Annotated in this window: 17 protein-coding genes; 7 read left to right on the plus strand and 10 right to left on the minus strand. The window is 54.0% G+C overall.

Going from position 1 to position 25,287, the window contains the following annotated elements; translation table 11 throughout:
* Positions 1–73: 73 nt before the first annotated feature.
* Positions 74–3,748: a carbohydrate binding domain-containing protein gene (locus ABE504_RS16845; protein ID WP_430090801.1), complete on the minus strand. Its 3,675-nt coding sequence runs from the start codon at positions 3,746–3,748 to the stop codon at positions 74–76.
* Positions 3,742–5,082 (minus strand): hypothetical protein, encoded by a 1,341-nt coding sequence (locus tag ABE504_RS16850; RefSeq protein WP_430090804.1) that lies wholly within the window; start codon positions 5,080–5,082, stop codon positions 3,742–3,744. The genes ABE504_RS16845 and ABE504_RS16850 overlap by 7 nt, the downstream gene beginning before the upstream one ends.
* Positions 5,083–5,931: 849 nt before the next feature.
* Here ABE504_RS16850 and ABE504_RS16855 point away from each other — a divergent pair.
* From ABE504_RS16855 to ABE504_RS16865, 3 genes are all read left to right on the plus strand, one after another.
* Positions 5,932–6,171, plus strand: a complete 240-nt coding sequence (locus tag ABE504_RS16855) for a helix-turn-helix domain-containing protein (protein ID WP_430091367.1) — start codon at positions 5,932–5,934, stop codon at positions 6,169–6,171.
* A 24-nt stretch (positions 6,172–6,195) separates the two neighbouring features.
* Positions 6,196–6,714, plus strand: coding sequence for a peptide deformylase (gene def / locus ABE504_RS16860; protein WP_430090807.1), 519 nt, complete (start codon positions 6,196–6,198; stop codon positions 6,712–6,714).
* A gap of 155 nt (positions 6,715–6,869) precedes the next feature.
* A complete protein-coding gene (locus tag ABE504_RS16865; protein WP_430090810.1) occupies positions 6,870–10,931 on the plus strand; it encodes an S-layer homology domain-containing protein in 4,062 nt (1,353 codons plus the stop codon).
* 48 nt (positions 10,932–10,979) lie between these two features.
* Here ABE504_RS16865 and ABE504_RS16870 read toward each other — a convergent pair whose 3' ends face one another.
* Together ABE504_RS16870 and ABE504_RS16875 are read right to left on the minus strand one after the other, a co-directional pair.
* Positions 10,980–11,936 carry a D-2-hydroxyacid dehydrogenase family protein gene (locus ABE504_RS16870; protein WP_430090813.1) on the minus strand — a complete coding sequence of 319 codons (957 nt, stop codon included), beginning with the start codon at positions 11,934–11,936 and terminating at the stop codon, positions 10,980–10,982.
* A gap of 16 nt (positions 11,937–11,952) precedes the next feature.
* A complete protein-coding gene (locus tag ABE504_RS16875) occupies positions 11,953–12,411 on the minus strand; it encodes a MarR family winged helix-turn-helix transcriptional regulator (RefSeq protein WP_430091368.1) in 459 nt (152 codons plus the stop codon).
* A gap of 152 nt (positions 12,412–12,563) precedes the next feature.
* On the opposite strand from ABE504_RS16875, the gene ABE504_RS16880 reads away from it, so the two are divergent.
* Complete coding sequence (locus ABE504_RS16880) at positions 12,564–13,520, plus strand: zinc-binding dehydrogenase (protein ID WP_430090816.1); 957 nt, start codon at positions 12,564–12,566, stop codon at positions 13,518–13,520.
* A gap of 55 nt (positions 13,521–13,575) precedes the next feature.
* Here ABE504_RS16880 and ABE504_RS16885 read toward each other — a convergent pair whose 3' ends face one another.
* The 6 genes from ABE504_RS16885 to ABE504_RS16910 all read right to left on the minus strand — a co-directional run bounded on the left by ABE504_RS16885 (position 13,576) and on the right by ABE504_RS16910 (position 19,071).
* Positions 13,576–14,016, minus strand: a complete 441-nt coding sequence (locus ABE504_RS16885; protein WP_430090818.1) for a CBS domain-containing protein — start codon at positions 14,014–14,016, stop codon at positions 13,576–13,578.
* Between the two features lie 120 nt (positions 14,017–14,136).
* A complete protein-coding gene (locus ABE504_RS16890) occupies positions 14,137–14,802 on the minus strand; it encodes an HAD family hydrolase (protein ID WP_430090821.1) in 666 nt (221 codons plus the stop codon).
* A gap of 30 nt (positions 14,803–14,832) precedes the next feature.
* The gene (locus ABE504_RS16895) at positions 14,833–15,288 is read right to left on the minus strand and encodes an 8-oxo-dGTP diphosphatase (protein ID WP_430090823.1); all 456 of its coding nucleotides are present in this window, start codon (positions 15,286–15,288) and stop codon (positions 14,833–14,835) included.
* 104 nt (positions 15,289–15,392) lie between these two features.
* The gene (locus tag ABE504_RS16900; RefSeq protein ID WP_430090826.1) at positions 15,393–15,647 is read right to left on the minus strand and encodes a hypothetical protein; all 255 of its coding nucleotides are present in this window, start codon (positions 15,645–15,647) and stop codon (positions 15,393–15,395) included.
* Between the two features lie 80 nt (positions 15,648–15,727).
* On the minus strand, positions 15,728–17,572 hold the full coding sequence (locus ABE504_RS16905) for a cache domain-containing sensor histidine kinase (protein WP_430090829.1): 1,845 nt from the start codon (positions 17,570–17,572) through the stop codon (positions 15,728–15,730).
* Positions 17,569–19,071 carry an extracellular solute-binding protein gene (locus ABE504_RS16910; RefSeq protein ID WP_430090831.1) on the minus strand — a complete coding sequence of 501 codons (1,503 nt, stop codon included), beginning with the start codon at positions 19,069–19,071 and terminating at the stop codon, positions 17,569–17,571. The genes ABE504_RS16905 and ABE504_RS16910 overlap by 4 nt, the downstream gene beginning before the upstream one ends.
* A gap of 184 nt (positions 19,072–19,255) precedes the next feature.
* Between ABE504_RS16910 and ABE504_RS16915 the strand changes: the two genes are divergently transcribed.
* From ABE504_RS16915 to ABE504_RS16925, 3 genes are all read left to right on the plus strand, one after another.
* Positions 19,256–20,854 carry an FAD-dependent oxidoreductase gene (locus tag ABE504_RS16915; protein ID WP_430090834.1) on the plus strand — a complete coding sequence of 533 codons (1,599 nt, stop codon included), beginning with the start codon at positions 19,256–19,258 and terminating at the stop codon, positions 20,852–20,854.
* A 33-nt stretch (positions 20,855–20,887) separates the two neighbouring features.
* Entirely contained in the window at positions 20,888–21,946 is a 1,059-nt protein-coding gene (locus ABE504_RS16920; protein WP_430090837.1) for a Gfo/Idh/MocA family protein, read from the plus strand.
* 102 nt (positions 21,947–22,048) lie between these two features.
* Entirely contained in the window at positions 22,049–25,225 is a 3,177-nt protein-coding gene (locus tag ABE504_RS16925) for a hypothetical protein (RefSeq protein WP_430090840.1), read from the plus strand.
* Positions 25,226–25,287: the final 62 nt, after the last annotated feature.

A 25,287-nucleotide genomic window follows, 5' to 3' on the forward strand; every position in this document is an offset into this window, starting at 1 on the left:
AACTGCTTGCAAGAACTTGCCGCCCCCTGCTGCCAAGCAAGAGGCGGGCAACCGATTCTTGTTCTGAGACTAACTACTCTTTCTTTTGCAGATTGACTTCATCCACCAGCGCGTCATTGCTGCCTGCCGCTCCGCCTAGAAAGCGAATCGAAAGTTGGGCCGTCGTTGCACCGGTCGTGATCGAATACGTTTTCGTCTGCCAGCCACTGACCGCAATCGTCTCTACTGTCGTTTGGCTGATCAGTGCCGATGCGGAAGTGGCTTCGCCAACCGCCACATTCAGCGATCCGGCGGTCACCTTCGTGTTTACGGTGAGTTGGTACGTCGTGTTCGGCGAGACATTCATCCACTGCTGCTGAAGTCCATTTCCGGTGCCTGTGCTTGCGATCTCCTGTGAGTACGTACCGGCCGCTTTATCTGTGCTTCGCGTCAACGTGGCCGTGCCGGACTTCGTCCAGACATCGGCGGTGCCATCCGCATTCACATCCTGCTCGAATCCGGGATTCACAAGCAGGTTGGCTCCGCGAGCCGGACGGACGACCACGTGGTCGACCAACGCATCCGTGCTGCCGCTGCTCCAGGAGACGAAGCGGATGCTCATTCTTCGCGCGCCCGGCTTCGGCGTCACCACATAGCTGTATTTCGTCCATGCGCCGTTCGTGGCAACGGCATTCAGATTCTCACCCAGCCAGGCAAAGCTGCCCGTTGCCTCGCCATCTTGAATGGCGAGCGCGCCGGAGGCGACTTTCACCCAAGCTTCGATCAGATAGGGCTCGGTATCTGTCATATCGATCCACTCCTGCTTGATACCGTTGCTGTAGCCTGTGGCAACGATACGCGTGCTGTATGCGCCGTTCGCTGCATCCGTGACTCTAGAGAGCGTCGGGCTGCCCATCGACAGCCATCGATCCGGCACACCGCTGACGACGGTGTTGGACTCGAAATCATAATTGCGCGCCAAATTGACAGGCGCTTTCTTCAGTGTAATGCCATCGACGTGGATATCCGATGCGCCGCTGGCCCAAGTAAACAACCGCAGGCTCGTTTTGGCCGCCGCCGTGTTCGGCGTAAATTCATACGAATACTTCTTCCAGACACCGCCGTTTGCCGCAGCGGTAATTTGGTACGTCGTATTTTCGCCGATCCAGGTACTGTCCGACTTAGCCTCGCCGTCAATGACGGCCAGCGCGCCGCTATCCACCTTCGCCCAGAATTCCACCGCATAATTTTGATTCGGATCGACGCTGAGCCATTCTTGCGCAATGCCTTGGCTGTAGCCGGTGCCTACAATCCGCTGCGATTTGGCCCCATCGGCAAACGTTGTGCTGTCAATCGTTAGCGTAGGTGTTCCGTACTTCACCCACTGGTCGGCGAGCCCATTCGCATCCGCATCAAGCTCAACAGAGCTGTTCTGCAGCATCGTGCCGTCAGGGTCCGGCTTGAACACGACCTTATCGACGTAGGCCGTCGTTGTCCCGGTATCCCAAGCCGTCAGCCGAATGCTCATGTTGGCAGCATTAGGACGCGGCTTGAATTTGAACGAATATTTCGTCCATGTGGAGCCGCTGGCATCGACGTACGCATTCGTGCCGAGGAAACCAAAGCTCGCATCCGCCTCATCTTCGGAAATGCGTAATTTGCCGGAAGTCACTTTCACCCAGGCTTCGACGAGATAGCTCTTCGTTGGATCTGGCTTAAACCATTCCTGATGAATGTTCGCGCCATATCCCGTGCTGACCAGCTTGGCGGACTTCGTGCCATCCACGGCATCCGTGGACAGGCTTAGTGTCATGCTGCCGCTTGTCGGCCAGGCATCCGGCTTCAAGGGGTCATTCGAATTCAGTTCAAAGCTGCCGTTGCTGAGGTAATTACCGACCCGCACCGTCGTCGACGATTCAGATGTGCCGCCATCGGTGGCATAGCGGATTCTCAACGTATAGACGCCAGCCGGCGTGTCATCCGGTACGGTGACCTGGAACGTTTTGGACGTTTTGCGGTTCGTATGCACCCCGCCGGTGTAGGCGGACAGTGAATACGTGCTCTCCCCGTTGCCGGACACGTACCAGCCTGCAGGCGCCTGAATCGAATAGCTGCCGCTTTGCGCAGTGAGTGAATAGTTACGGAGATCGGCGATCAGATTGAACGTATCCCCGCCGAACACTGCTTGATCGATCGGCTCGATAACACCGTTCACCTTTTCTGCCTTGACGACAAAGGTGGATTCGGAGATGTTTTGGTTCGTGCCTCCGACGACGAAAGCAGCCGTTGCCGTTAATCCGTGCTTGATCCATTTCGTTTCAGCACCGACTGTTACTTGAAACTCGAAGTTTTGCGAGGCGTTCGCCGCCAACCCGGTCAGGTTCGTTCCGGTGGAGGAAGCGATCGACCAGCCGCCCGTATTGAGCGTAAGCGAGCCCGAGGTAATGCTGCTTGCGTAATGGTTCGTTACTTTGCCTTTGATTTTGACAGTTTGACCATCGGTCACCGTATCGTACTCCGGCGCAATCTCGATGCGCAGATTCGGATCGAGATCGGTCAGCCCCAAACTGCTCACCTTCGCTTTATAAGCGCTGTTGCTGAGCCCGAACACTTCCTGAATGGCGTTCAGATTGCCGAAGCCATGCAGTGTGGTCGGCTCAATAACGCCGCCTTCCGCATTCTCGTTCCAGGCGTAGATGGTCGAGATATTCATGGAACCGGGATGCGAGTCCAGGTAATTTTTAATATTCGTCAATTGCGCCCGGAATTTCAGCGGACTGGGGTCGGCGTAGACGTAGTTGTCGTGCCCTTTGCCCCAAGGCCGCGGATCGTAGCCGCTGATGCCGCCCGGAATCAGCAAATAGTTCTCATAATTCTCATAGCCGCTGCCAGGCGGATACGTCGCATACACAAAATCGTTCCACGCCGGCGGATACGAAGTGGCATAATCCTCCGGCACGTACTGATGCGAATCGAGGCCGATCCCTGCTAAATTCAGCGGCAGAAAGCCATCCATGCCCGCAGTAATCGAAGGCTGCAGCGTCCGATACGCGGCGTCCAGCAGCAGCGGATTCGGTAAGCCGGCGTTCTGAGCCGCGGTCCGTAAGCTTTGCAGCGCTGTCTGCCACTGCGTCGCCCCGCCCAATCGGGCGGCAAAATTGCCGTAAAAGCCAACAATCGGCCTGCCGTCCGGCGTTTTTTTATAGGAAGGATCCTGCATCATCGACACTAATTTCGGCACCATATACGTATTCCAGTCGCTCGCGGGCCACTGTCCATCGGCGATGAAATACATATAAAACTTCATTAAATCCTTGTAAGGCGAGTTGATAAAATTGTAAATCGACTGCTGCCCGGGCCGTTCCCCGCCCCCTGCTTCGCTCCAGTAATAGTAGAAGGCGAAATGGTCAAGCCCGCGGCTCGCCGCCTGCAAAATCTGCTGATCGACAACGCTCTGGTTCCGATCGTCATACCAACCCTGCAGCGGTTCCCGGTTCGGCAGCGGCCCGAAGCCCCATAAACCCGGCACTGTGAGCATGTCCGTGACCCCGCTCCACTGATTGGCGGAGCTGCCGTAAATCTTTTTGTAATTGGAGATGGCGGATGGATTTAATTGCGGATTCCAGTTGTCAAAATAGAACGCCCCGACCTCATACGGACCCGCCGCTTTGGCACTTCGCTGGAACGTCACAAGCGATACGAGCACCAGCAAGACGGCAAGGCAAAGCCACTTCACATTCAAGAAACGAACCTGTTCGGAATTCAACATTCAGCTTCCTCCGTTTTTTCGAGAATGATGTGTACGGACTTGCTTTCTCCTTTCAGATTGAATCGGATAAACGCGCATTTGTCCTCGATGATGACGGCTTCGATCACCTCCTTACAGGATTGAATGCGATACCCGCTTAAGTCGTCCCAAAACACCAAACCGAAAGGGAGACAGCGGTCCGTTTCAATCACATAGTCAATTTCGATCCTCGCCTCGCTTTTCTCAAATGTATGTACAAAAATTTCCGGGATCGCGTCAGTAAAATCCCCTTCCATACCGCTCTGCATCGTATAATTGCGCAGGAGATGCGGACGGCTTTTGCCCTTGATAAAAGCAAGCTGACATTCCGTATCGTAATACAGGAACGTCTCTGGCCACGGACCTTGCGGAATCCCGCCCCGCAGCATCGTATACGCATTCAGCTCCGGCCGAATTTCGCAGTCTTCCGTTAGCATGTAGGAAGGTGCAGTCTGCCGATACTGGCCGCGATAGAGAGCGATGGCGTCCGGCAGATTCATTTTGCGAATCGGATACGCCGCGATGTACGCCCAGAAATGCTCCAGCATCCGCTCGCTTTCCTTAATATCCGCTTCCGAGCACACCAGGAATGCCGGGGAAGCATCCATCTCATGCGACTCCTGCTGCTGCGTGAAGAACACCCATTCGTTGTTCTGCGTGTTGCTCAGATACTCGTCGAACAGCTTTTGCCAATAAGCGATATTGTCGCCTGTGCAGAGACCTGCCCGCAGCACGTCGTTCGGGTCTGTTGAATAATAGACCGCGTCATCGGTATGCAGCGCTAAGTTGAGATCCCGCGCTGTCCACTCGACCGCGACGATTCGGCTGCCTTGCGGCCGTTTATACCCTGCGGGATCGATATACCAGAACCCCCAGGGAACGCCGCGATGGGAAATTCCGTCCCACCACGATTGCTGCCAGCAGTATCCCCATAACCCTTGAAAATCCTGCGATTCCATCACTTGAATAAGTTCGTTTGTGATAAAACCTGTGGCTAGAACTTTCGTTGTCAGCCATGGAAAGGCCTCCTCCACGATCGCCCATTCACTGGCAAGGCGATTGCTTAGCTTCGCTTCGTCTTCATAAGCAGGGCAAGCCAGAATGACGCTATCGCCGAATTGTTCATGCCAAGTTCGAATCGAAGCTTGAACATGCGCCGTGGTCTCACTGTCCACGATCCACGTCACCGGGATCTGGTGTCGATGAGCCAGTTCGGCTATCCGATGGATGCCTTCCACCGGCACGCCTCTGCCTTGAAATGCTGCGGCATAACTGACAAACGTATAAATCAATCGTTCCGGTTTGATGCTGGTCACATCCTTTGATTAGTTTGGAAACGCTTTCTAAAGGGTGATACCACCGTAACACGGCTGCGAAAAGAAACTCAATGTCTCATTTCTACAGCAATGGTGAAATTCTATCCTGTGGGGGCGCCGATCGGAGAATGACGTTTTTTTATAAAATGGTCATTTTTGTACTTGGCGAGACCGGAAACTCACTCCGTACCAGTGGCTTCGGGTACCCGCTGAAGGAAGTAGTAGCCTTTTGCCCATCGATGTCTCCCTGAATGCGACGAATGCCAAACGGGCGCGCATGTCCATTAATGGAACGGGGCGGCAGCGCTTCTGACTTGTTGTATTCGGATGAGTGAGTTGGTGAAGATGTGTAGCGGTTGCTGCAGTGCTTATTTGCTAAAAAACAGAGATATCTGGCCGATTTGGCCCAAATAGCCGCCGCTGTGAGACTTTCGATTAATTGTGGACAGTTTTATCCGTGAACGGACACGCGTAGAGAATGTGTATGAATTTTCGAATACATATTCAAAATCNNTGATATTTCGAATAGAATTGATTGATTTCATGTGAATGCAGCACATTATATATGATTTTTCGTATACATTTTGTGTTCTCTCGCAGACTCCCAAAGTACAAACAATTAATCGACAGTCTCGCTGTAACCGTTAGCCTTGGAAAGGTGACGTTTGGTGCCAAATAGGCTCCAGGGTAACCGTTAACGACTCAATCTTCTCAAACAATTTCCATCATTCATCCTGGTCGCCTATTCCATTAGCGTAGTTCATCTGTTATATTAGGTATTACTTAAATATATTAGGTAGCACTTAATTTTTGGACCATTTAATCATTTACGAATGGTGGGTGATCACGATGCTAGTTTGGATGCTGCGCAAAATTATGGCAGAACGCGGCATTTGGACAGGAGCGGCTTTAGCGCGACTGTTAAAAGAGAAAGCAGGCTATGAATTGTCCGCCCCTTCCATCAGCGCGCTGCTCAAGGAACAGCCGAAGCAGATGAAAGCAGACACGCTGGACGCTTTATGTACAGCGCTGGCCTGTACACCTGGTGAATTATGGGTGCATACGCCCTCGCAGATTGAAGGCGCATAAGTTTAGTTGGAGGTGATGAGGACTGTGGCAGAGAAAACCATCGTTCCTTTCGGAGAATCCATTCTTCGCAAGCAAGCCAAGCCTGTCGAGGAGATTACCCCGAGAATTATCAAATTGTTAAATGATCTGGGCGACACGCTTTACGCCGCCGAAGGCAGAGCCGGACTGGCCGCTCCTCAAATCGGGATATTGCGGCGAGCCGTCGTCATGGATTGCGGCGAGGGCCTTATTGAGCTTATTAATCCGGAAATATTGGAATCGCACGGCGAACAGATCGGCCCAGAAGCGTGCTTGTCGTTCCCAGGTTATTCAGGCTATGTAAAGCGCGCCAAGCATGTAAAAATCAAATTCCTCAATCGTGCGGGTAAAAGCATCGTCATGGAAGGAGAAGACCATCTGGCGCGATGCATGCAGCATGAGATCGATCATTTGGACGGCGTGCTGTTTGTTGACCGCATTCAAGGCGGCCAGTTATTTAACGAGAAAACCGGCAAGAAGGTGAACCTCGCTGAGATCATTCGCTTAACGAACCAATATGTTTAAAGGAATAAGAAAGGAAGAGCCCAGTTGACGGACTTTTCCTTTCTTTTTATGTACGGACACACTTTCTAGAGGAAAATAAAGGATTTTCCGAACAAAGGGATAATGTATATAAGTTTGCGTTTTTTTTGAATACGATAGCGAAGGAGTGAAACAATTTGAAAAAGAAGCGCGTCTCGCTCATGGCAGCGCTCCTGCTGCTGACGATGACGCTGGCCCCCTCATTTGCAGTTGTGCAGGAAGTTGCTGCGGCTGAAACGTGGATTGATGTGAGCACGCCTGCGGAGCTAAATGACATTCGCAATCATCTCACTGACAATTTTAGACTGACCCAGGACATCGATCTTTCGACGTATACCACGAACTGGTTCCCGATTGGCGTGTACAATACCTCCCCTTTCACCGGTAAATTCGACGGCCAAGGACACACGATTTCGAATTTGAACATCGATCGGCCAGATGATAACCACGTCGGTTTGTTTGCACTAACGAAAAACGCCAGCATTACAAATGTGCATTTAATGAATGTGAACGTTCGTGGATTCCGGTATGTCGGAGGACTTGTCGGCGATTTCACCGAATCCCAACTTTCGGGTTCATCGGTATCGGGAACCATCACAGGTCATCAAACTGTAGGAGGTTTGGTCGGCAGCAGTGACTCGTCAGGCATTAGCGACAGCTATGTGTCGGGAAGCGTAACCGGAGATGCGCCGGATGCTGATGATTTTGGCGGCATCGCAGGCTATGCGTCCTTTACCGGTTTAGGGGGACGTATTCACAATGTCTACGCGAATGCGGCTGTCTATGGCAGCACAATTTCAGGCGGACTCCTAGGAAAAATTGAGGGCCCACCTAATATAAGCAATGCCCATTGGGATACGGAAACAAGCGGACACTCGACGTCAACTGGCGGAGGCCTTGGCCATCCTGCTGCGGATATGAAGCGCAAGACAACTTTTGAAGGTTGGGATTTTGACAATACGTGGCACATGGTGGAAGGCAGCACTCCCCCTCTAAGCGCCAGCCAATATGACAGCATCGCCTTAGACGCATTGTCGGTCGCCAATACTTCCGACAGCTCCCCCATCCCCCTTGATCGCGCCTTCTCCAGTGATTATGGCATCTATAACGCGCAAGTGGTGAGCCAAGTCGATCACGTTAATATTGCAGGTGTCGCAAAGCAAGGAACGTCCACTGTTTCCATTAACGGCAACACCTACTCAGAGACAGTCGCGCTAAATCCCGGAATCAACCTCATCACGATTAAGGTGACCTCCGCGGCTGGATTAACGGCCGAGTATACGCTAAACGTCACGCGTGATGCGGGCACGGCGATGTATCCCCACCGTATTGCGACGGCGGCCCAACTTGCCGACATCGGCAACGCGGCTTTGGGTTACGGCTTTGGCGATGTCTACCAATTGGAAGCGGATCTCGATTTATCCGGTTATGCCGCCGGCAGCGGCTGGCAGCCCATTGGAAGCAGCGCTGCGCCTTTCACGGGCGTATTGAACGGCAATCAGCATTCCATTGCAAATCTGAAAGTGAATCGGCCATTGGAGGACGAAGTCGGTCTTTTCGGAAAAACTGACGGTGCGCAAGTTACCGATCTGGCCGTAACGAACGTGAACGTGACTGGTCGCAATTCCGTTGGCGGTCTGATCGGTACGTCCGTCAATACGGATGTCAGCTACGCAGCCGTTCATGGCGCCGTTTACGGCAACGACAAGGTGGCTGGACTGGTCGGCAGTCAAAGCGGCTCGGCCAAGATTACGAAAGCATACTCGGCTGCTTTTGTGTCCGCTTCACCTTCAGGAATCGCTGGCGGTCTCGTCGCTGAAGCGAGTGCTGGAACGGTCATCCAATCTTTCTGGGACACGGAGACCAGCCAGCAATCAAGCTCCATAGGCGGGGGCACCGGGAAGACGACCAACGCACTTCAGACCAAATCTACCTACGCATCCGACGGATGGCTTATTGGCAGCGGACAACACTGGGATATGATTGAAGGCACGGGGTATCCGCTGCCGCAAGCGAGCTTTGCTCAGGTAACGCTAGCGGGTTTGACCTTAAGCACACCAGGTGCGACACATACGCTCGGTAGTTTTGATGCGCATACAGGTACCTACAATGCAACCGTAAGCACACCGGTGACAACGGCTGTTATCACTGCGACGCCGGCTGCCGCTGGATCGACTGTGACGGTGAACGGCGTCGCCTCCGCCAGCTTGAATCTTCATTTGGGAAATAATCCGATCAGTGTGCTTGTCACTTCACCGGACGGTCTGTCGCAAGGTTCGTATTTTCTGACGCTCACTGTGCCGACACCGCAAATTCAATCGGTGCAAATTCCACCGAACGGAACCTACCGCCTCGGCCAGGCACTCAACTTTACAGTAACGTTCAATCATCCAATCGACGTTACCGGTACGCCGAAACTTCCGTTTCACTTGAACAGTTCTGATATTGCCGCTGTCTATACGGGACATCCGATAGGTCAGCCAACCCAATTGACGTTCACCTACACGATACAAGCGGGCGACCTTGATACGGACGGAATTGCCCTTGACAGCGCCCTTACAGCTGACACGCCAGCTACTGTCACATCCGTCGGCGACGCTGTGCCGCTGGCACTTGCCGGCGTGCCTTCCCTTAGCGGCGTGCTGGTTGACGGTGTTCTCCCTGCGATCAGTTTGTCGCCATCGACCACAGCGCCTACGAACGGGCCGCTGACCATCCAAGTCACGGCAGACGGAACCGGCAGCGCGATTAGTTCACTGAAGTGGGCTGTCGGTGCTCAGACTACCTCCTATTTTGCAAGTGGAGGAACGATTGTGAACGCGGGCGAATTCCAGGTGTCGGCCAACGGAACGTATACCGTCTATGCCGAAGATTCGGCGGGTAACCAACACGTGGAAACGATCACAATCTCGACCATTGTAAACGGCTTGCCAACCATTGAACTGGATTATACGCCGAAAACCGGAAGCCCGACGACGGTTGAGATTACTGTAGCAGCTGCAGCAAATGAAGAGGTCTCCGGGAATTCAATCGCCGATTTGCGCTGGGCGCCAGGGGAGCTGACGACTGGAAGCTTTGCGGATCCGACATTCGGGACGGACGTACCTCCCTCCAATCGAATTCCAGTCATGCAAAATGGCAAGATCACCGTGTACGCAAAGGACACCGTTGGCAATGAACAAGTGGCTTCCATCGAAATCACAACGATTGATGCGAACTCGACTTCGGACTCCGATACCGGTCCCTATACGCCTTCGGCTCCTGTGCTCCCAGCCGGTCAATTCGCCGTGGTTCCCGGGCAAGCCTATACGCTGAACTTTGGCAGTCTGACCTTGCACATACCGGCAGGTGCGGTCACGCAAGCGATGACCATTTCCATTCAAAATGCCACCGACGATGCGCAAAAACTGCTCGGCGCCGATCAAGTGCTGTTGAGCGATGCATTCCGTCTGACTAAAGATGTGGACGGGAAGTTCGCCTCTCCCCTCACACTAACGCTAACGCGCAGCAGCACCAGCGTTGACGCAGCCGTGTACTACTATGATGAAACCGTCAAGATGTGGAAGCGGCTTCCAGGCAAATCAACAGACACCACGATCGCCGGTGAAACCGATCACTTTACGTTATTTGCTGTCTTGCCGGTGACGGAGAATCCGGGGATCCCGCAGCCATCTTTCAACGATATTGCCGGCCACTGGGCCGAAAAAGATATCCAAAGCAGTGCCTCACTGGGCTGGGTGAACGGCTATCCGAGCGGTGCTTTCCTGCCGGACCAAGCGGTCACGCGTGCTGAGTTCGCCGTCATGCTGAGCAAAGTGCTTCACCTGCCCGCAGCGCTGGCTTTGCCGTTCGAGGATGCGGACAGCATCCCGGATTGGGCGGTGACCGCGATCGCTTCTGCTGCACAGGCAGGTATCTTAAGCGGCTACGATGACCGCACCTTCCGTCCAAACGTGAACATTACGCGCGCAGAAGCAGCCGTCATGATTGCTAAAGCAGCCGGCTTGTCAGCCGTCACCACGGGCACATCCTTCTCGGATGACGCGCAAATCGCCGGCTGGGCCCGAGCGTGGATCGCCTCCGCAGCTCAAGCGCAGCTTGTGCAAGGACAGGCTGGCAACGCATTCCTCCCTCAGGCATCGACAACGAGAGCCGAAGCCGTCGTGCTGCTTAAGCGGCTGGATGCAAGGATGCATTAATGTAAAAAAGGAAGAGCCCTGAGATTTCCGGGCCCTTCCTTTTTGAATTTATCCGAGCACACGCACCGGCGCGCCGGCCAAATAAGCTTCAATATCTGCCACCGCGTCCCGGTAAAAAGCTTCGTAATTCGCCTTGGACACGTAGCCGATATGCGGGGTCGTCAGCAGGTTCGGCAGCGACCGGTACGGATCGTCCTGCGGCAGCGGTTCCGTCTCGAACACGTCGACAGCGGCGCCGGCGATCCAGCCTTCCTGCAAAGCTGTGGCGAGCGCGGTGCTGTCAACGATCGGTCCCCTGGACGTATTGACCAGGTAGGCGGTTGGCTTCATTTGCTTGAGATCAGCAGCCCCAATCAAGCCTCTTGTCCTATCGCTCAGTACAAGATGAATCGATACATAATCGCTGCTCGCCAGCAGCTCCTCTTTGGATGAAGCCAGTTTCACACCTGCTTCATCCGCCCGCTCTTGCGTCAAGTTCTGGCTCCAGGCGATAACATTCATGCCAAACACTTGCCCGAATTTGGCGATTTTGCTGCCCAGCTTGCCAAGCCCCAGTACGCCGAGTGTCTTGCCGTACAAATCCGAGCCGACCGTGCTCTGCCATCCGCCGCTGCGAATCGCATTGTGCTCCGGCACGATGTTGCGAGCGAGCGCCAACATGAGCGCCCACGTCAGTTCGGCGGTTGCATTTCCCGCTCCGCCCGTTCCACATACCGTCACACCTTGCGCCGCGGCTGCAGTCAGATCGATGGAAGCATTGCGCATGCCTGTGGTGACTAGCAACTTGAGGCGCGGCAGCCGGGTCAACAGTTCAGCACGGAACGGTGTCCGCTCTCTCATAATCACGACAATCTCGCACTCGGCGATCCGTTCAATCAGTTCCTCGGTATTATCAAAATGCCGATCGATACTCGTGACCTCTACCCGGTCCGAGATGCGGCTCCAATCCGCCGACTGAAGCGCCACTTGCTGATAATCGTCCAAAATAGCACAGCGAATTTTCATTTGCATGCGCTCCCTTCTATGTAATCTTTGCGTCTGGCGATTGTTGCCCTGAGTAAGCTAGCATTTTGGCGGCCATCTTAGCAAACTGCAGACGTTCTTCCTCCGGGAGCACTTGCGCCATGTCCTCGATCTGCCTCACGATCTCCCCGCCAACGGTGTCAATAAGCCGCCAGCCTTCTGCCGTCACTTTGACAAGAAATCCGCGCCGGTCATGCGGCGAAGCCACGCGCTCGACCAACCCGCGCCGCTCTGCCCGATCGATCAGCCCGGTAATGCTGGATTTATCGAGGCGGAGATGCTGGGCAAGCTGCTGCATACTGGGCTCCCGATCACGCAAAATGCCAAGCAGCCGAATTTGAATGATCGACAAATCATGTTCGGCTCCCGCCCTGGCAAGTACAGCCTGGACTTGAAAAGAAAGCTGTACCAAGCTGTCAACAATGGTAAGTTCCTCGTTCCTGAAAGTTTCCTCCATACTCAAACGCATTCACTCCGGTTTTCGCTAGTATTGGTTAGCCTGCTCTCATTGTATCACAAATGCCATTGACTTTGTACGTGAAACAAACTAATATTGTTTGTATCACAAACTAAATGCATGCGCCAAGGCGCATAAGGAGGCTTTCCACGATGCTTGCAGCTGTCGTTCGTGCTTTTGATCAGGTTCCCCGTTATGAAACTTACGATCCGCCGATTCCCGCAGGCCCTCATGAACAGGTTGTTGAGGTGCTTGCTGCAGGACTGCACAACTACGTTAAAGCGCAGGCAAGCGGCAGCCACTACACGAGTAGGAAGCAATTGCCGTTAATCCCCGGCATCGACGGCGTCGGAAGGCTGCCGGACGGTCGGCTGGTGTATTTCGTCGTTCCTGATACGCTTTATGGGGCGTTGGCCGAGCAAACGGTCATCGACCTGCGCCGCAGTGTCGTGCTGCCTGATTATGCAGATCCCGTGCTCATCGCGGCCGGCATGAATTCGGCCATGTCGTCGTGGGTCGCGCTTCGCCATCGCATTTCCTTCCAGCCCGAACAGAAGGTCCTAGTGCTTGGGGCAACCGGAAACTCCGGACAAATGGCGGTGCAAATCGCTAAATTATTTGGTGCCAGCGAAGTCATCGGCGCTGGCCGCGATCCCGAGCGGCTGAACATGCTCCCTGCCCTTGGCGCTGACACCGTCGTCTCCCTTGCCGGCGATCCGCAAGAAGCGGCGGATCGACTTGGCGAAGCCGCAGCAGAAGTCGACGTCGTCATCGACTATCTCTGGGGCAAGCCTGCCGAGCTGTCGATGGTCCCGCTGCTAACCAAACGCTTGGATCGGAGCCGCGCGCTCACTTGGATCCAAATCGGCTCCGTCGCGGGCCCAATCGCCTCAGTCCCATCGGCAGCGCTTCGTTCTGCGAATTTTCAGCTTGTCGGCAGCGGCCAAGGCTCGGTGACGACAGCGGGCTATGTCGCCGAGCTTCCCGCACTTGTCGAGGCCATTACCGCCGGGAAGCTGAGCGTCAAAGCGCTCCCGATGCCGCTTTCCCGCGTCGAGGAAGCATGGAACATGCCAGTCGACGGGCAGCGGATTGTCTTCGTACCCTAATCGATAAGAAAGCCTGGCGAATGCTCGCCAGGCTTTCTTATCAGGTTTATGCTGTCTAGCTGACGCCCACCGGGGTTCTGTCGGACGAAATTTTGCTGAGCGCCTCGCCCGCTTCATCCTCAAAGCTGCCTCGTACAGCAAGGTCGCCGATCGCGACAATGCCTACCAACTCGCCATTTTGCACGACGGGCAGGCGGCGAATTTGATCTTTGGCCATGATTTTGGCCGCTTCGTCGATGGAGGTATCCGGCGAAATCGTCGCCACATCTTTGGAAATCACCTGTTCAACCGCTGTCGAGCCGGAGTGCTTCTCCGCGTAGCCGCGGACAACCAGATCTCGGTCCGTTACGACACCGATCAGCTTCTTGCCGTCTACGACGGCGACAAAGCCGATGTCGTGCTCCTTCATTTTAACCGCAATTTCATAAATGTTATCCTGCAAAGTGACTGTTACACAGTCTTTACTCATAATGTCCTTTACGGTTTTGTTCCCCATGTGAACGATTCCTCCTTAAAAGTGTCATACAAACATAGCATTCACCAAAGGAGGAACGACATGCATGCCATTTAATCCAAAACGGAGACATCGGCTGCCGCGAACCTTATCGCCAACATATTAACGCTCACGAATGGAAAGAATAGATAGCAGATACTGCTTGATATCGGAAATCCGATCCACAATGAAGTCCGCACGCGTCAAATCCTGGTCACCTGAATTCGGATTTCTGTATCCGATGCAGGACATCCCTGCTGTTTTGGCCGCAAGTATGCCGTTCCTCGAATCTTCAAGCACCATGCAATCGGCTGCGTCTACACCCAGCATTTCAGCGGTTTGGATATAAATATCCGGTGCCGGCTTGCCCTGCGGAACTTCTTCCCCGCTAAGTATGTAGTGGAAAAATGGCGTTAAGCTGAACTTGTCCAAAACTGCCTCAATAAACACTCTCGGGGACGAAGAAGCCAAGCCAATGGCGATTTGATTCGCTTTCAGAAATGACAGCAGCTCGGGAATCCCTTCAATCGGTTGTTCATCGGATGCACGGAGTCTGGCCAACTTGGTCTGCATTTGAAGCTTGATCAAGTCCTGGGCGGAATCACGCAAGCTATACTTGGCAATCAATCGAGACCACATGGCAGGATTCGTCATGCCGACGTATTCTTCCAGCTCGCTATGGGTAATCTGAACCCCTATCTGCTCCATCACCCATTGATCAACCTCAAAATGCAGCGGCTCACTATCGATGATGACACCGTCCATATCGAAAATAAACGCTTTGATCACGCAGTATTCCCCTTCCGTCCAATGTTTGGCTTATTGCCACTTGATTTCAGACCGGCCGTCTGGACCCGTTACGATATATCCTTCCGAGAATGCCTTATCCAAAAACATCGGCAGTCGTTCCTCAAACCCTTTGGCAAACGGCAGCGACGCCAACTCTTCCTTGCTGACCCAATACAGCTTGCCCTCATCGGTTTCCGCCAAAAGCTCGCCGGAGAATACCTCAGTGCGATAGCTGAACACGAAATATTTATCTTTCGTTGCTTCGTCATACCAGTAGATAACGCCGCATAATTCCAGATTGGAAACGGTCAGCCCCGTTTCTTCCTTAATTTCTCGAATGGTAGAATCTATTATGCTTTCGCCGTCCTCGATGTGCCCGCCTGGGAACGCAACGCCCTTCCACGACTTCACCCGTTCCTGCACCAGCACGCGATCGGTCGCGCGATCATAGATCATGCACATGTTCGTAAGCTCTACGCTTGACATGGCTGCCTCAACTCCTTTTAGTCTAAAAACTATTATACACGTGCCAGGAAGGAAGTGGTGAATTGTTTCATGCCCCTCTAAAGAAAAAAACGCACCGACTGCCCTCAGGCAACGCTGCGTTCTCTCTTTGGATATCGGCCCGATTGACGCACGATTTCTCGCAATTCCTCCAGCAGCAGATCCAGTTCTGAACGGAGTTGGTGCAGCTCTTTCGTGCATTGCGCTTGAAGCTTGTCCAAATCTCTTGTGCTCATCGCACCGGTGCGAATTTGGTGGAGAAGCTTGTACTGCACGGATTCACTGTCGCATATGCGAAACTCGGTCATTCTTTCCACTTCTTGCTTCTGAAATCGATTCATAGTTACGGCTCCCTTGCGCTTTTTTTCTTAATCATAAGGGAAACGTATTAACCAGAGATTTACAAAATGTAAGCGGAGTATTAAATTTTCATGTTGACGTCCTCCAACCTCTCCTCCAGTGCGTTCCCGCACCTCTCGAGCGGCAGCCGAAGCGTAATGCGCGTACCGCCTTCCTCACCCCGTTCAAAATGAAACGACGACTCGGACCCGTAGTACATCTTCATCCGCATGACGACATTGCGCAGACCGAACAGGTCTTTTTCCTTCTTCCAGTCCGTGGGCCTTCCTTCGTCGGCCAGGCATGCCGCTTCATCCAGTTTGCCGCGGATATACGCAAGCCGCTCCGAGCTGACGCCAACTCCGTTGTCGCTTACTTCGAGCACGAGCTCCCTGTCCTCAACACGAGCGCAAATCACGAGTTCTCCGCCTTCGCTCTGCTTCTCCAGTCCATGCAGAACAGCGTTTTCGACGAGCGGCTGCAGCAGAAGCTTGAGCACATGATAAGGCGAACTCTCCTCTGAAATCTCATACCGCACAGTAAAATGATCCAAAAACCGCAGCTGCTGCACTTTAATGTAATATTGCAAATGCTCAATCGTCTCTTTGACCGTGAAGGTTTCATTGCCTTTATTCAAGCTCAATCGGAAAAATTTCGATAAATTCAGCACCATCTCGCTGATCTCATCGGCGTCGTAATTTTTGGCCGTCCAGTAGATCGAATCGAGCGTGTTGTAAAGAAAATGCGGATTGATCTGCGATTGCAAAAATTTGAGTTCCATTTTGGATAGCAGAAGCTGCTTCTCATAATGATCGCGAATGAGCGTCTTCTGGTTTTCTGCCATCCGGTTGAACGACTCGATGACATACCCCAGCTCATCCACCCGGGAGTCCACCAGCTGAATCGTGAAGTTCCCCGTGCGCAGCTGCTTCATACCATAGGCCAGCTTACGTAAAGGAGCCGAGATGCCCCGGTAGACGATCCACGAAATCCACAGCGCAAGCACCAGACTAACGATCAGAATCCCGTAGGAGAACACTTTCAAGGCGTCGGTATGCTGCCGAATTTCCCACAGCGGCTGCTCCATCTTGAGCGACCAGCCCGACAGCTTCGATTTGACGCTGATTGTGACCATTTCGGGATCCTTAGGCGGAGCCTGCCGAACCGTTTTGATCGTATCTTCTTCGTTCCAGTCAGGGCTGCGGTCTGTGCCGCTAGTTCCGGCAATCGTTTTGCCGGCGCTGTCGAACAACGTAATGTTGGCATTCCTGGAGGGCAGCAGCGGCTTCGCCTGTTCGATAAGCGCACTCTTTTTCACCGAGATAATCAGCAGATTCGGATTCATAAGTGTCCGATTATACGGGTCCATCGTACGAATCAAATGCACGCTGTCCGCATCAAAGTAAGATTCTCCCGCTTGCGGCGTGAAAAAAATCGTTCCCCCGCTCGCCTCCATCAACCGCTGATACCATTCCTGCTTCTCGGCGCCGTCCGGCAGCTTGCCGCCGCCGAATTTGGTGGAAATGACCGTCCGCGACGGCATATGGATGATCGTGATTTGGTCGACGATCAAATTAACCGTCGTCATGCTCGTAATCTGATCCATCACCTGCGCGAAATAGACGAAGTCCTGTTTCTTCGGTTCCTGGCCGACACCTTGCAGCGTGGCGTTCACGTTTGTATCAAAAGCGATCAGCGAGGAGAGCTGCTCCATATTTTGCAGCGTCTGATCGAGATAGTCGGTCATCGTATGCAGCGCGCCCTGCGTTCGTTCCCCCGTCTGCACTTCCAGAATCGTCTGAGATTTGGCGATGGCAAACAGACTGAAGCCTGCGAGCGGAAGCAGAATCAACAAGAAGTACCAGGTAAGCCGAATCTGGATATAACCGACCAGCAGTTTGCGAATTTTGGGCAAAAGTTCTCTCATCGTTGTTCCCGCCACCATTCGTTGACTTCACCGGTAATTTCATCGCCGCCGGCTTCCTTCCACTTTTTCACAAAGACATCGAATTCCTCAATCGGACTCAGTCCCGCAATAATTCGGGTGAACGTATCCTCCTGGAGCTTGTTCAGCTTAACCTGGTGCTTGCCCATCGCCGGCGTCGGCGGCCCCGTGAACTTGTCTTCCATCAAATTGCCAGCAATCCGCTGCACGTTGTCGTAAAGCCGGAACTGTTCGCCGAGCCCTTCCAGCCGGTCTTTCGTCACGCCGGGATCGGCCATATCCTCCAGCGCGCCGTAAATGCCGCGATAGCCATGTTTCGTATGCTCGGCAAAATTAATCGAAAGCTTGCCGTTTACGCGCGTCCAAATCTCATTTTCGAAGCCAAGCTTTAACGAGATCTGACCCGGACCGGCGATGAAATCCAAAAATTTCACAACCGCCTCCGCCTGCTGACTTTTCACCGGAACGACGTTGTAGGAGCGCACGACCGACGTGCGATAGACGCCGTGTTTGCCGCTGGGTCCGACCGGAAAATCTAACGGAATCCACTCCGCTTTCGGGTCGTTCTTCATGCTGGCCGCAATGTGCGAACGCGTGTCCGACCAGGCGGCGGAATAGAGGCCGACGTGTCCGCTGGCGATTTTGTCGCCGAGCACGTCGATTTTATTTAAAGGAAATTCCGGGTCCAGAATGCCCTCATTATACAGACCTCGCAGGTACAGAAGCGCGTCCTTCATCTCAGGCAAAATGCCGGCATACACCAGCTTGCCGTCCCGCTCATACCAGCCGTTCATCTGGACGCCGAAGGCGCCGAGAAACGGCGATGTCCGCCGCAACCTCTCGAGGATTGAAAGGCCGTACGTATCCTTTTGCCCGTCGCCATCAGGATCCTGTTCGGCAAACGCACGCATGACCGCCGTAAATTCGTCGATCGTCTTGGGCGGCTTGAGACCCAGCTTATCCAGCCAGTCCTTGCGGGCGTAGACGATTTCCGTCCCTTTCACTTCGTTCAGGCTCGGTATGGCATAAATATTCCCGTCAACCGTGACGTTATCCCAAGCTTCCTTGGGGATTCTGGCTTTCAGATTCGGGCCATACTTGTCAATGTAAGCATTCAGTGGCGTCAGCGCCTTCTGGTTGACGAAATGAATAAACCATGAAGGGTCGGACGTATTGAGCAAATCCGGCGGGTCGCCCGAGGCCATGATGACATTGAGCTTCTCATCGTATCCGTTCAGCGGAGGCAGAGTGACATTCACTTTGACGCCGGTGTTTTTTTCGATATAACTCAGATAAGGATTATGGTTCTCATCCATGCCTTCCGGGAAGGTCATGCCTAACGAATTGACGACGATCCGAATGCCGTTGTTGTTTGCTGTCTCCGCCGCGGTGTCATCGCTTAGCCCTAACGGATGGGAACTGCAGCCGGCTGTTAATGTGCTTGCTGTGATGAGCATGAGCGCCGCTGTCTTCTTTTTCATCCTCCAACCACCTCCTATGCTGAGTTCGACTCTCGGCAGCCAATCCCTTTTTTTCGCAGCGGACTGGTTATTAAAGTACCAAAAGAAGTCATCGTCCTCCGATGTGGCAGGATTCCTGCTAGTAATACAATAGGGATAGCCTGCGAAAGCGGCAGGAAACTATGGAAAAAGGAGGGAGTTTTCGTTGCCATATACAGATGGTCACTCCCACAAGCTAGAACACGAAGCAGATATTGTCGTGATCGGCGGAGGCGTCGGCGGCTGCGCCGCTGCACTTGCCGCCGCCAGAGCCGGCAAAAAAGTCATCATGACGGAGGAGACCGATTGGATCGGCGGTCAATTAACGAGCCAGGCCGTGCCGCCGGATGAGCACCCGTGGATCGAACAATTCGGCTGCACGCGAATGTACCGCCAGTTCCGTGACGGCGTGCGCGATTATTACCGGCGCCACTATCCCCTGACCGCCGAGGCACGCGCCAATGTGCGCCTGAATCCGGGCAATGGCGGCGTCTCTCGCCTATGCCATGAGCCGCGCGCCGCGCTTGCTGTGCTGCAAGAGATGCTCGCGCCCTATGTGGGCAGCGGCCGCCTGCAGATCCTGACCCGCCACCGTATCGAGTCGGCTGACGTGGACGGCGATCGCGTACGTGCGGTGACCGTTCGCAATTTGGCGAACGATTCGCTCGTTACGCTGACGGCCGCCTATGTCCTCGACGCCACGGAATGCGGTGACGTGCTCCCGCTCGCCGGCGCCGAATATGTGACCGGCGCGGAATCGAAGGCGCAGACCGGCGAGCCGAGCGCCTTGGAAGCTGGCGCCGAGCCGCAGGACATGCAAGGCTTTACGTATTGCTTCGCCATGGACTACCTGGAAGGCGAAGATCATACGATCCCGCGCCCGGAGCGCTATGACTTCTGGCGGCAGTACAAGGCCGATTTCTGGCCGGACCGGCTGCTGAGCTGGACCGGCGTGCGCCCGATGACGCTCGAGCCGGTCTCCTATGAGCTTTTCGAGGGCACAGAGAAGTACTCCCTCTTCTATTACCGGCGCATCATTGACCGCTCCAATTTCGAAGATGGCTTCTATCCCGGCAGCATTACGTTGGTCAATTGGCCGCAGAATGACTACTGGCTCGGCTCTGTCATCGATGTTTCCCCAGAAGACCGCGAGCGTCATCTCTGGGATGCGAAGCAGCTCAGCCTCTCTCTGCTCTACTGGCTGCAGACGGAAGCGCCGCGTCCGGACGGCGGCTTTGGCTATCCGGGGCTGCGGCTGCGCAAGGACATCGTCGGCACGGAAGACGGGCTTGCCATGTATCCGTACATACGTGAATCCCGCCGGATCAAGGCGGAGTTTACCGTGCTCGAGCAGCACGTCAGCACCGCGTGCCGGCCTGATGGTAAGGCAGAGACGTTCCCTGATTCTGTCGGCATCGGCTGCTACCGCATCGATCTGCATCCAAGCACAGGCAATCGGCATTATTTGGACATTTCGTCCCTGCCATTCCAAATTCCGCTCGGCAGCTTGATTCCGGTTCGCATGAACAATCTCCTGCCCGCCTGCAAAAATCTTGGCGTCACCCATATCACTAACGGCTGCTACCGGCTGCATCCGGTCGAGTGGAACATCGGCGAAGCCGCAGGCTTCCTCGCCAGCCGCTGCATCGATCAAGGGCTCACCCCGCGCGAGCTGCGGGCCAATGAATCCGAGCTCAGCGAATTCCAGCGGATGCTTGTCAGCTATGGCATTGAGCTGGCTTGGCCGTCCGTTCATCCGGTTTAAACCCTAACTTTCATATAAAGAGGTGCATTAAACATGTCAACACAACGTATTGCCGTCATCGGCGCAGGCTCCATTTCCGAAATGCATTTGCGCGCCTATCAGAACAATCCAAATGCTGAGCTCTATGCGATTTGCGACCTCAACGAGGAACGTGCCCGCGCCAAGGCAGAAAAGTACAACATCCCCCACGTCTTTACGAACTATGAAGAATTGCTTGCCGATCCTGCGATTGACGCTGTGAGCATCTGTACGTGGAACAACAGCCACGCGCCCATTTCCATCGCAGCGCTCGAAGCCGGGAAAAACGTCCTGACTGAAAAACCGCTCTGCAAAACGGTGAGCGAAGCGCTCGCTGTCGAAGAAGCGGTCAAACGCTCCGGCAAAACGCTGCAAGTCGGCTTCGTCCGCCGGTATGCGTCGAACACGCGCATTATCAAGTCTTTCCTCGACAATAACGAGCTTGGCGAGATTTATTATGCGAAGGCTTCCTGCATTCGCCGTCTCGGCAACCCTGGCGGCTGGTTCTCGGACATTGAGCGCTCCGGCGGCGGTCCGCTGATCGATGTCGGCGTACACGTGATTGACCTTTGCTGGTATCTGATGGGCCGACCAAAGGTCAAATCCATCTCCGGCAACACCTACAAGAAGCTCGGCAATCGCGCGAACGTGAAAAACCTCGCCTTTTACAAGGCCGCCGACTACGACGCTTCACACAATACGGTCGAGGATATGGCGAATGCGCTCATCCGTTTTGAGAACGGCGCTTCCATTCTGGTAGACGTCAGCTTTACGCTGCATGCCAAGGAAGATGAGCTCACCGTGAAGCTGTACGGTGAAAAAGGTGGCGCCGAGTTGGAGCCTCAGCTCTCCATCATCACAGAGAAATACGACACGATTCTGAATCTGACGCCGCAAATCAATAACCTCTCCTTCGACTTCGTTGCCGGCTTCCAAGATGAGATCAACTATTTCATCGAAGTGTGCCAAGGCAGCAAGGAAACGTTGTCCCCTGTGCAGGACGGCGTAGAAATGATGAAAATTTTATGCGGTGTCTACGAATCCAGTGAAAAAGGTGAAGAAATTCGCTTCTAAACATCCAGAGCGTCAGCTTAGTGCTCCAGCATCTACGACTTACTTCAATTGAGATGGTACGTAACTACCCCGATCACATTTCTGAAAGGATAGTGAAACCCGTTGAAAACGTCGAAATCGCTGATTATGCTTATTCTGCTCTCTATGCTCGCTGCGGCCTGGTCTTTCCCGGCCTCGGCTGCAACGAGCCCGACCGATCTTATTGAAGTTGAAGCTGCCCCCATCGACATCACCATCGATATCGAAGGTCCACGCAAGCCCATCAATTATGTCGATCAGGACGTTACCGGCATTACCGATTATGTCGCTTTGTTTACACCGGAATTCGCAACGCAAATTACGGTCGGCCAGACGTCCGTCGGCGTTGTCGTCGACAGCACGAACCATGTTACCCGTGTGATCAACCCTTCCGTGAACGGCGGAGTGCCGGTATGGACGGGACCTACGACGCTTGCTTTTCCGCCAGGCGGATTTATTCTGGTGGCGAACGACGACAGCTGGGCGAATAAAACGTTCAAGCAGTATCTGGCGAAAAACTTCAAAGTCGGCGATGCGATCAAGCTCCGCAAAAACGGCGAAGTCATCCCCGTCACCGAGTTGATGAGCGGCCAAGGGCTGAAAGCCCGCCTCAAACTGAACAACGACGACTGGGTAACGGTCACCGAACCGAAGGTGCTCGTCAGCGGCAAGCTGGACAACATGGAGACAGGTGCTGTCTACGCAATCCATGTTAATCAAACGTCTGTACCGCTGCAAGCGAACGGGCAGTTCCAAAGCGATATTGCACTGACGGAAGGCGTCAACTATCTCGACGTCATCGCCTCCAAGAACGGCACGGAGAACGATCGCAAGTCGCTGATTGTGTTTTATAAAAAGCCGTCGAACACGCCAAAAGAAGTCGTCCTCTGGGTCGATCAGGGCACGAATATTTTCAAGCTGCAAACGCCGCAAAATATTCTCGATATGCTGACGAAAGCCAAAGCAGCCGGCGTGACGGCGATTGCCCTGGATGTCAAGGGTGTGGAAGGCTTCGCCAACTATAAGAAAAACGATTTGACGCACCGCCCTCATATCTCGGAGATGACGGCACCAACACGTGCGGGTGCGAATCCGGACCTGGATATGCTTGAGGAGTTCGTTCGTTACGGCCATCAATTAGGCATTAAAATCCATGCGGCTTTTAACGTCTTTGCCGAAGGCTCCCCTGCCCACAACGAGTATGGGCTGCTGAATCAGCATCTGGACTGGGAAGAACAAGTATTCCGTCCGGAGGATAACGGCCAAATTTTGAGACTGCGCGAGAGTAATTATTACAAATCCGGCAAAGCGCTCGTCGACTTCGTGAACCCGGCCAACGACGATGTGCGCGCTTTCGAGCTCATGAACATCGAGGAAGTGATCAAGAACTACGACGTTGACGGCATCGTGCTCGACCGTACGCGGTACGACAACGAGACTGCCGATTTCTCCTCTTTAGCACGCGCAAAGTTTGAAACGTTCCTTGCCGCCCGTGGCAAACAGCTGACAACGTGGCCTGACGATGTTTTCAAATACGTCAACAATGTGCGCACACCGGGACCACTCATCAACGACTGGTGGGAATTCCGCTCGCAGACGATCACAACATTCACCGACGACGTCCGTGCCCTCACCAATCGCTACACAGCGCTAAAGGGCCATAAAGTAGCGGCATCGGCCTATGTCGGCTCCTGGTTTGAATCGTATTACCTGAACGGCGTGCATTGGGGCAGCCCGAATTTCCACTACGATAGCCGCCTGAACTTGCCGGACAGCTCCTTGTATACCGACACGTACGCCCAAACCGGGTACGCGGGCAATCTCGATTTCCTAATGATCGGCACCTACCAGACGACGCAAAAAGAAATCGAACACTACATCACACTCGGCAACATCGTGACGAACGGTGAAATTCCGATGTATGCAAGCATCGCGCTGGCCAATATTCAAGAACCGGCCTTGCAGCGCACGGTGTTCCAAAGCGGCTTAACGCATTCGAATGGCCTTATGCTTTTTGACTTATCGCAAGTAAACTGGTCCGTCGTCAGCGCTTCGCTGCATGATGTGCCGTATGTGAAAGATTATCAAGTCGGCGTCAGCGTACCGGGCAATCCGTCCTCCTTCCTTGAAGCCGATCAGTACAACATCTCCCGCAACGAGAATAACCTTAACGTCTATACAGACAGCTTCGGTCAATCGACGGCAACAAGCACCTACGGTGTGGAAGCGATCGTCGACAGCACCGGCAAAGTGACCAAGGTCGTGAACCAACAGCAGGCGCTTACCTGGAACTGGACGAATCTATCGCCGAACAACAGTCTCATTCCGCAAGGCGGCTTTGTCATTTCGGCGCTGGATGCATCCGGCGTACGGACCAGACGGCAGCTTGTTGCAAGCACGTACAAAGCTGGCGACATCGTCCGCTCTGCGGTGATGAGCGGATATCTCCCTTATGATCAGACGACGACGCCTCTCGCCACTGTGAACATCAAAGGCAACGTCGAAGTGCTCGGGCCGGGCACGGCTGAGGCGCGGTTGAACGGCGTACCGGCTGTCGTCGCCAGCAACGGCGATTTCGAGAGCAGCGTACCGCTCACCGTCGGCGCCAACACCGTGCAGATGGCCGTCTACGTCGACGGCTTCAAAACAAACGAGAAAACCTTCACCATCACCCGGACGGCGCCTACGGTGACAGGGCTTACACTGGACGCTTCCGCTTACAGAATCATTGCTGGGGATCAGCAGCAAGTCGTTACGACCGCCGTCTATTCGGATGGCACCAGCAGCGTGGTCACGGGCGCTTCGTTTACATCGAGCAACCCCGCCGCAGCTTCCATTGCAGCCGACGGCACGATTACGGCGAAGCAAGCCGGCACAACGGAAATTACAGCCGTTTATAACGGGCAGGTTACGAAATCCACCGTCACCGTCGTGAACGTGATCCGCATTGCTTTTGAAGATGTGATCCACCTCATGGTAAAAGGCGACACCTACAAGCCGAAGCTCAGCGTAACCTACTCCGATGGAACGAAGGCGCTTCTCACGCAAGGTGTAACCTTTGACTCCTCTCGGGACAAAGCGGTTACCGTCGCGCCTGACGGCACGCTGAACGCGCTGAAGCCAGGGCTGACTACGATCACCGCCACGTATAAAGGCAAGCGGGATTCGTTTAAAGTTCTGGTGTTTCCCAATGTGAAAGAGAAAAATGATCATAAGAATGTCGACATCGACAGCCTCAATGAGTCAGACTTCGAAGAATAATTAGTCGGCAGCGCCCCTCAGCGCCCCTTTCTGGAGTCAGTCTTGGCATGAACTTTTCGATA

Source organism: Paenibacillus oryzisoli (genome assembly GCF_050467285.1).
GTDB classification, from domain to species: domain Bacteria; phylum Bacillota; class Bacilli; order Paenibacillales; family NBRC-103111; genus Paenibacillus_E; species Paenibacillus_E oryzisoli_A.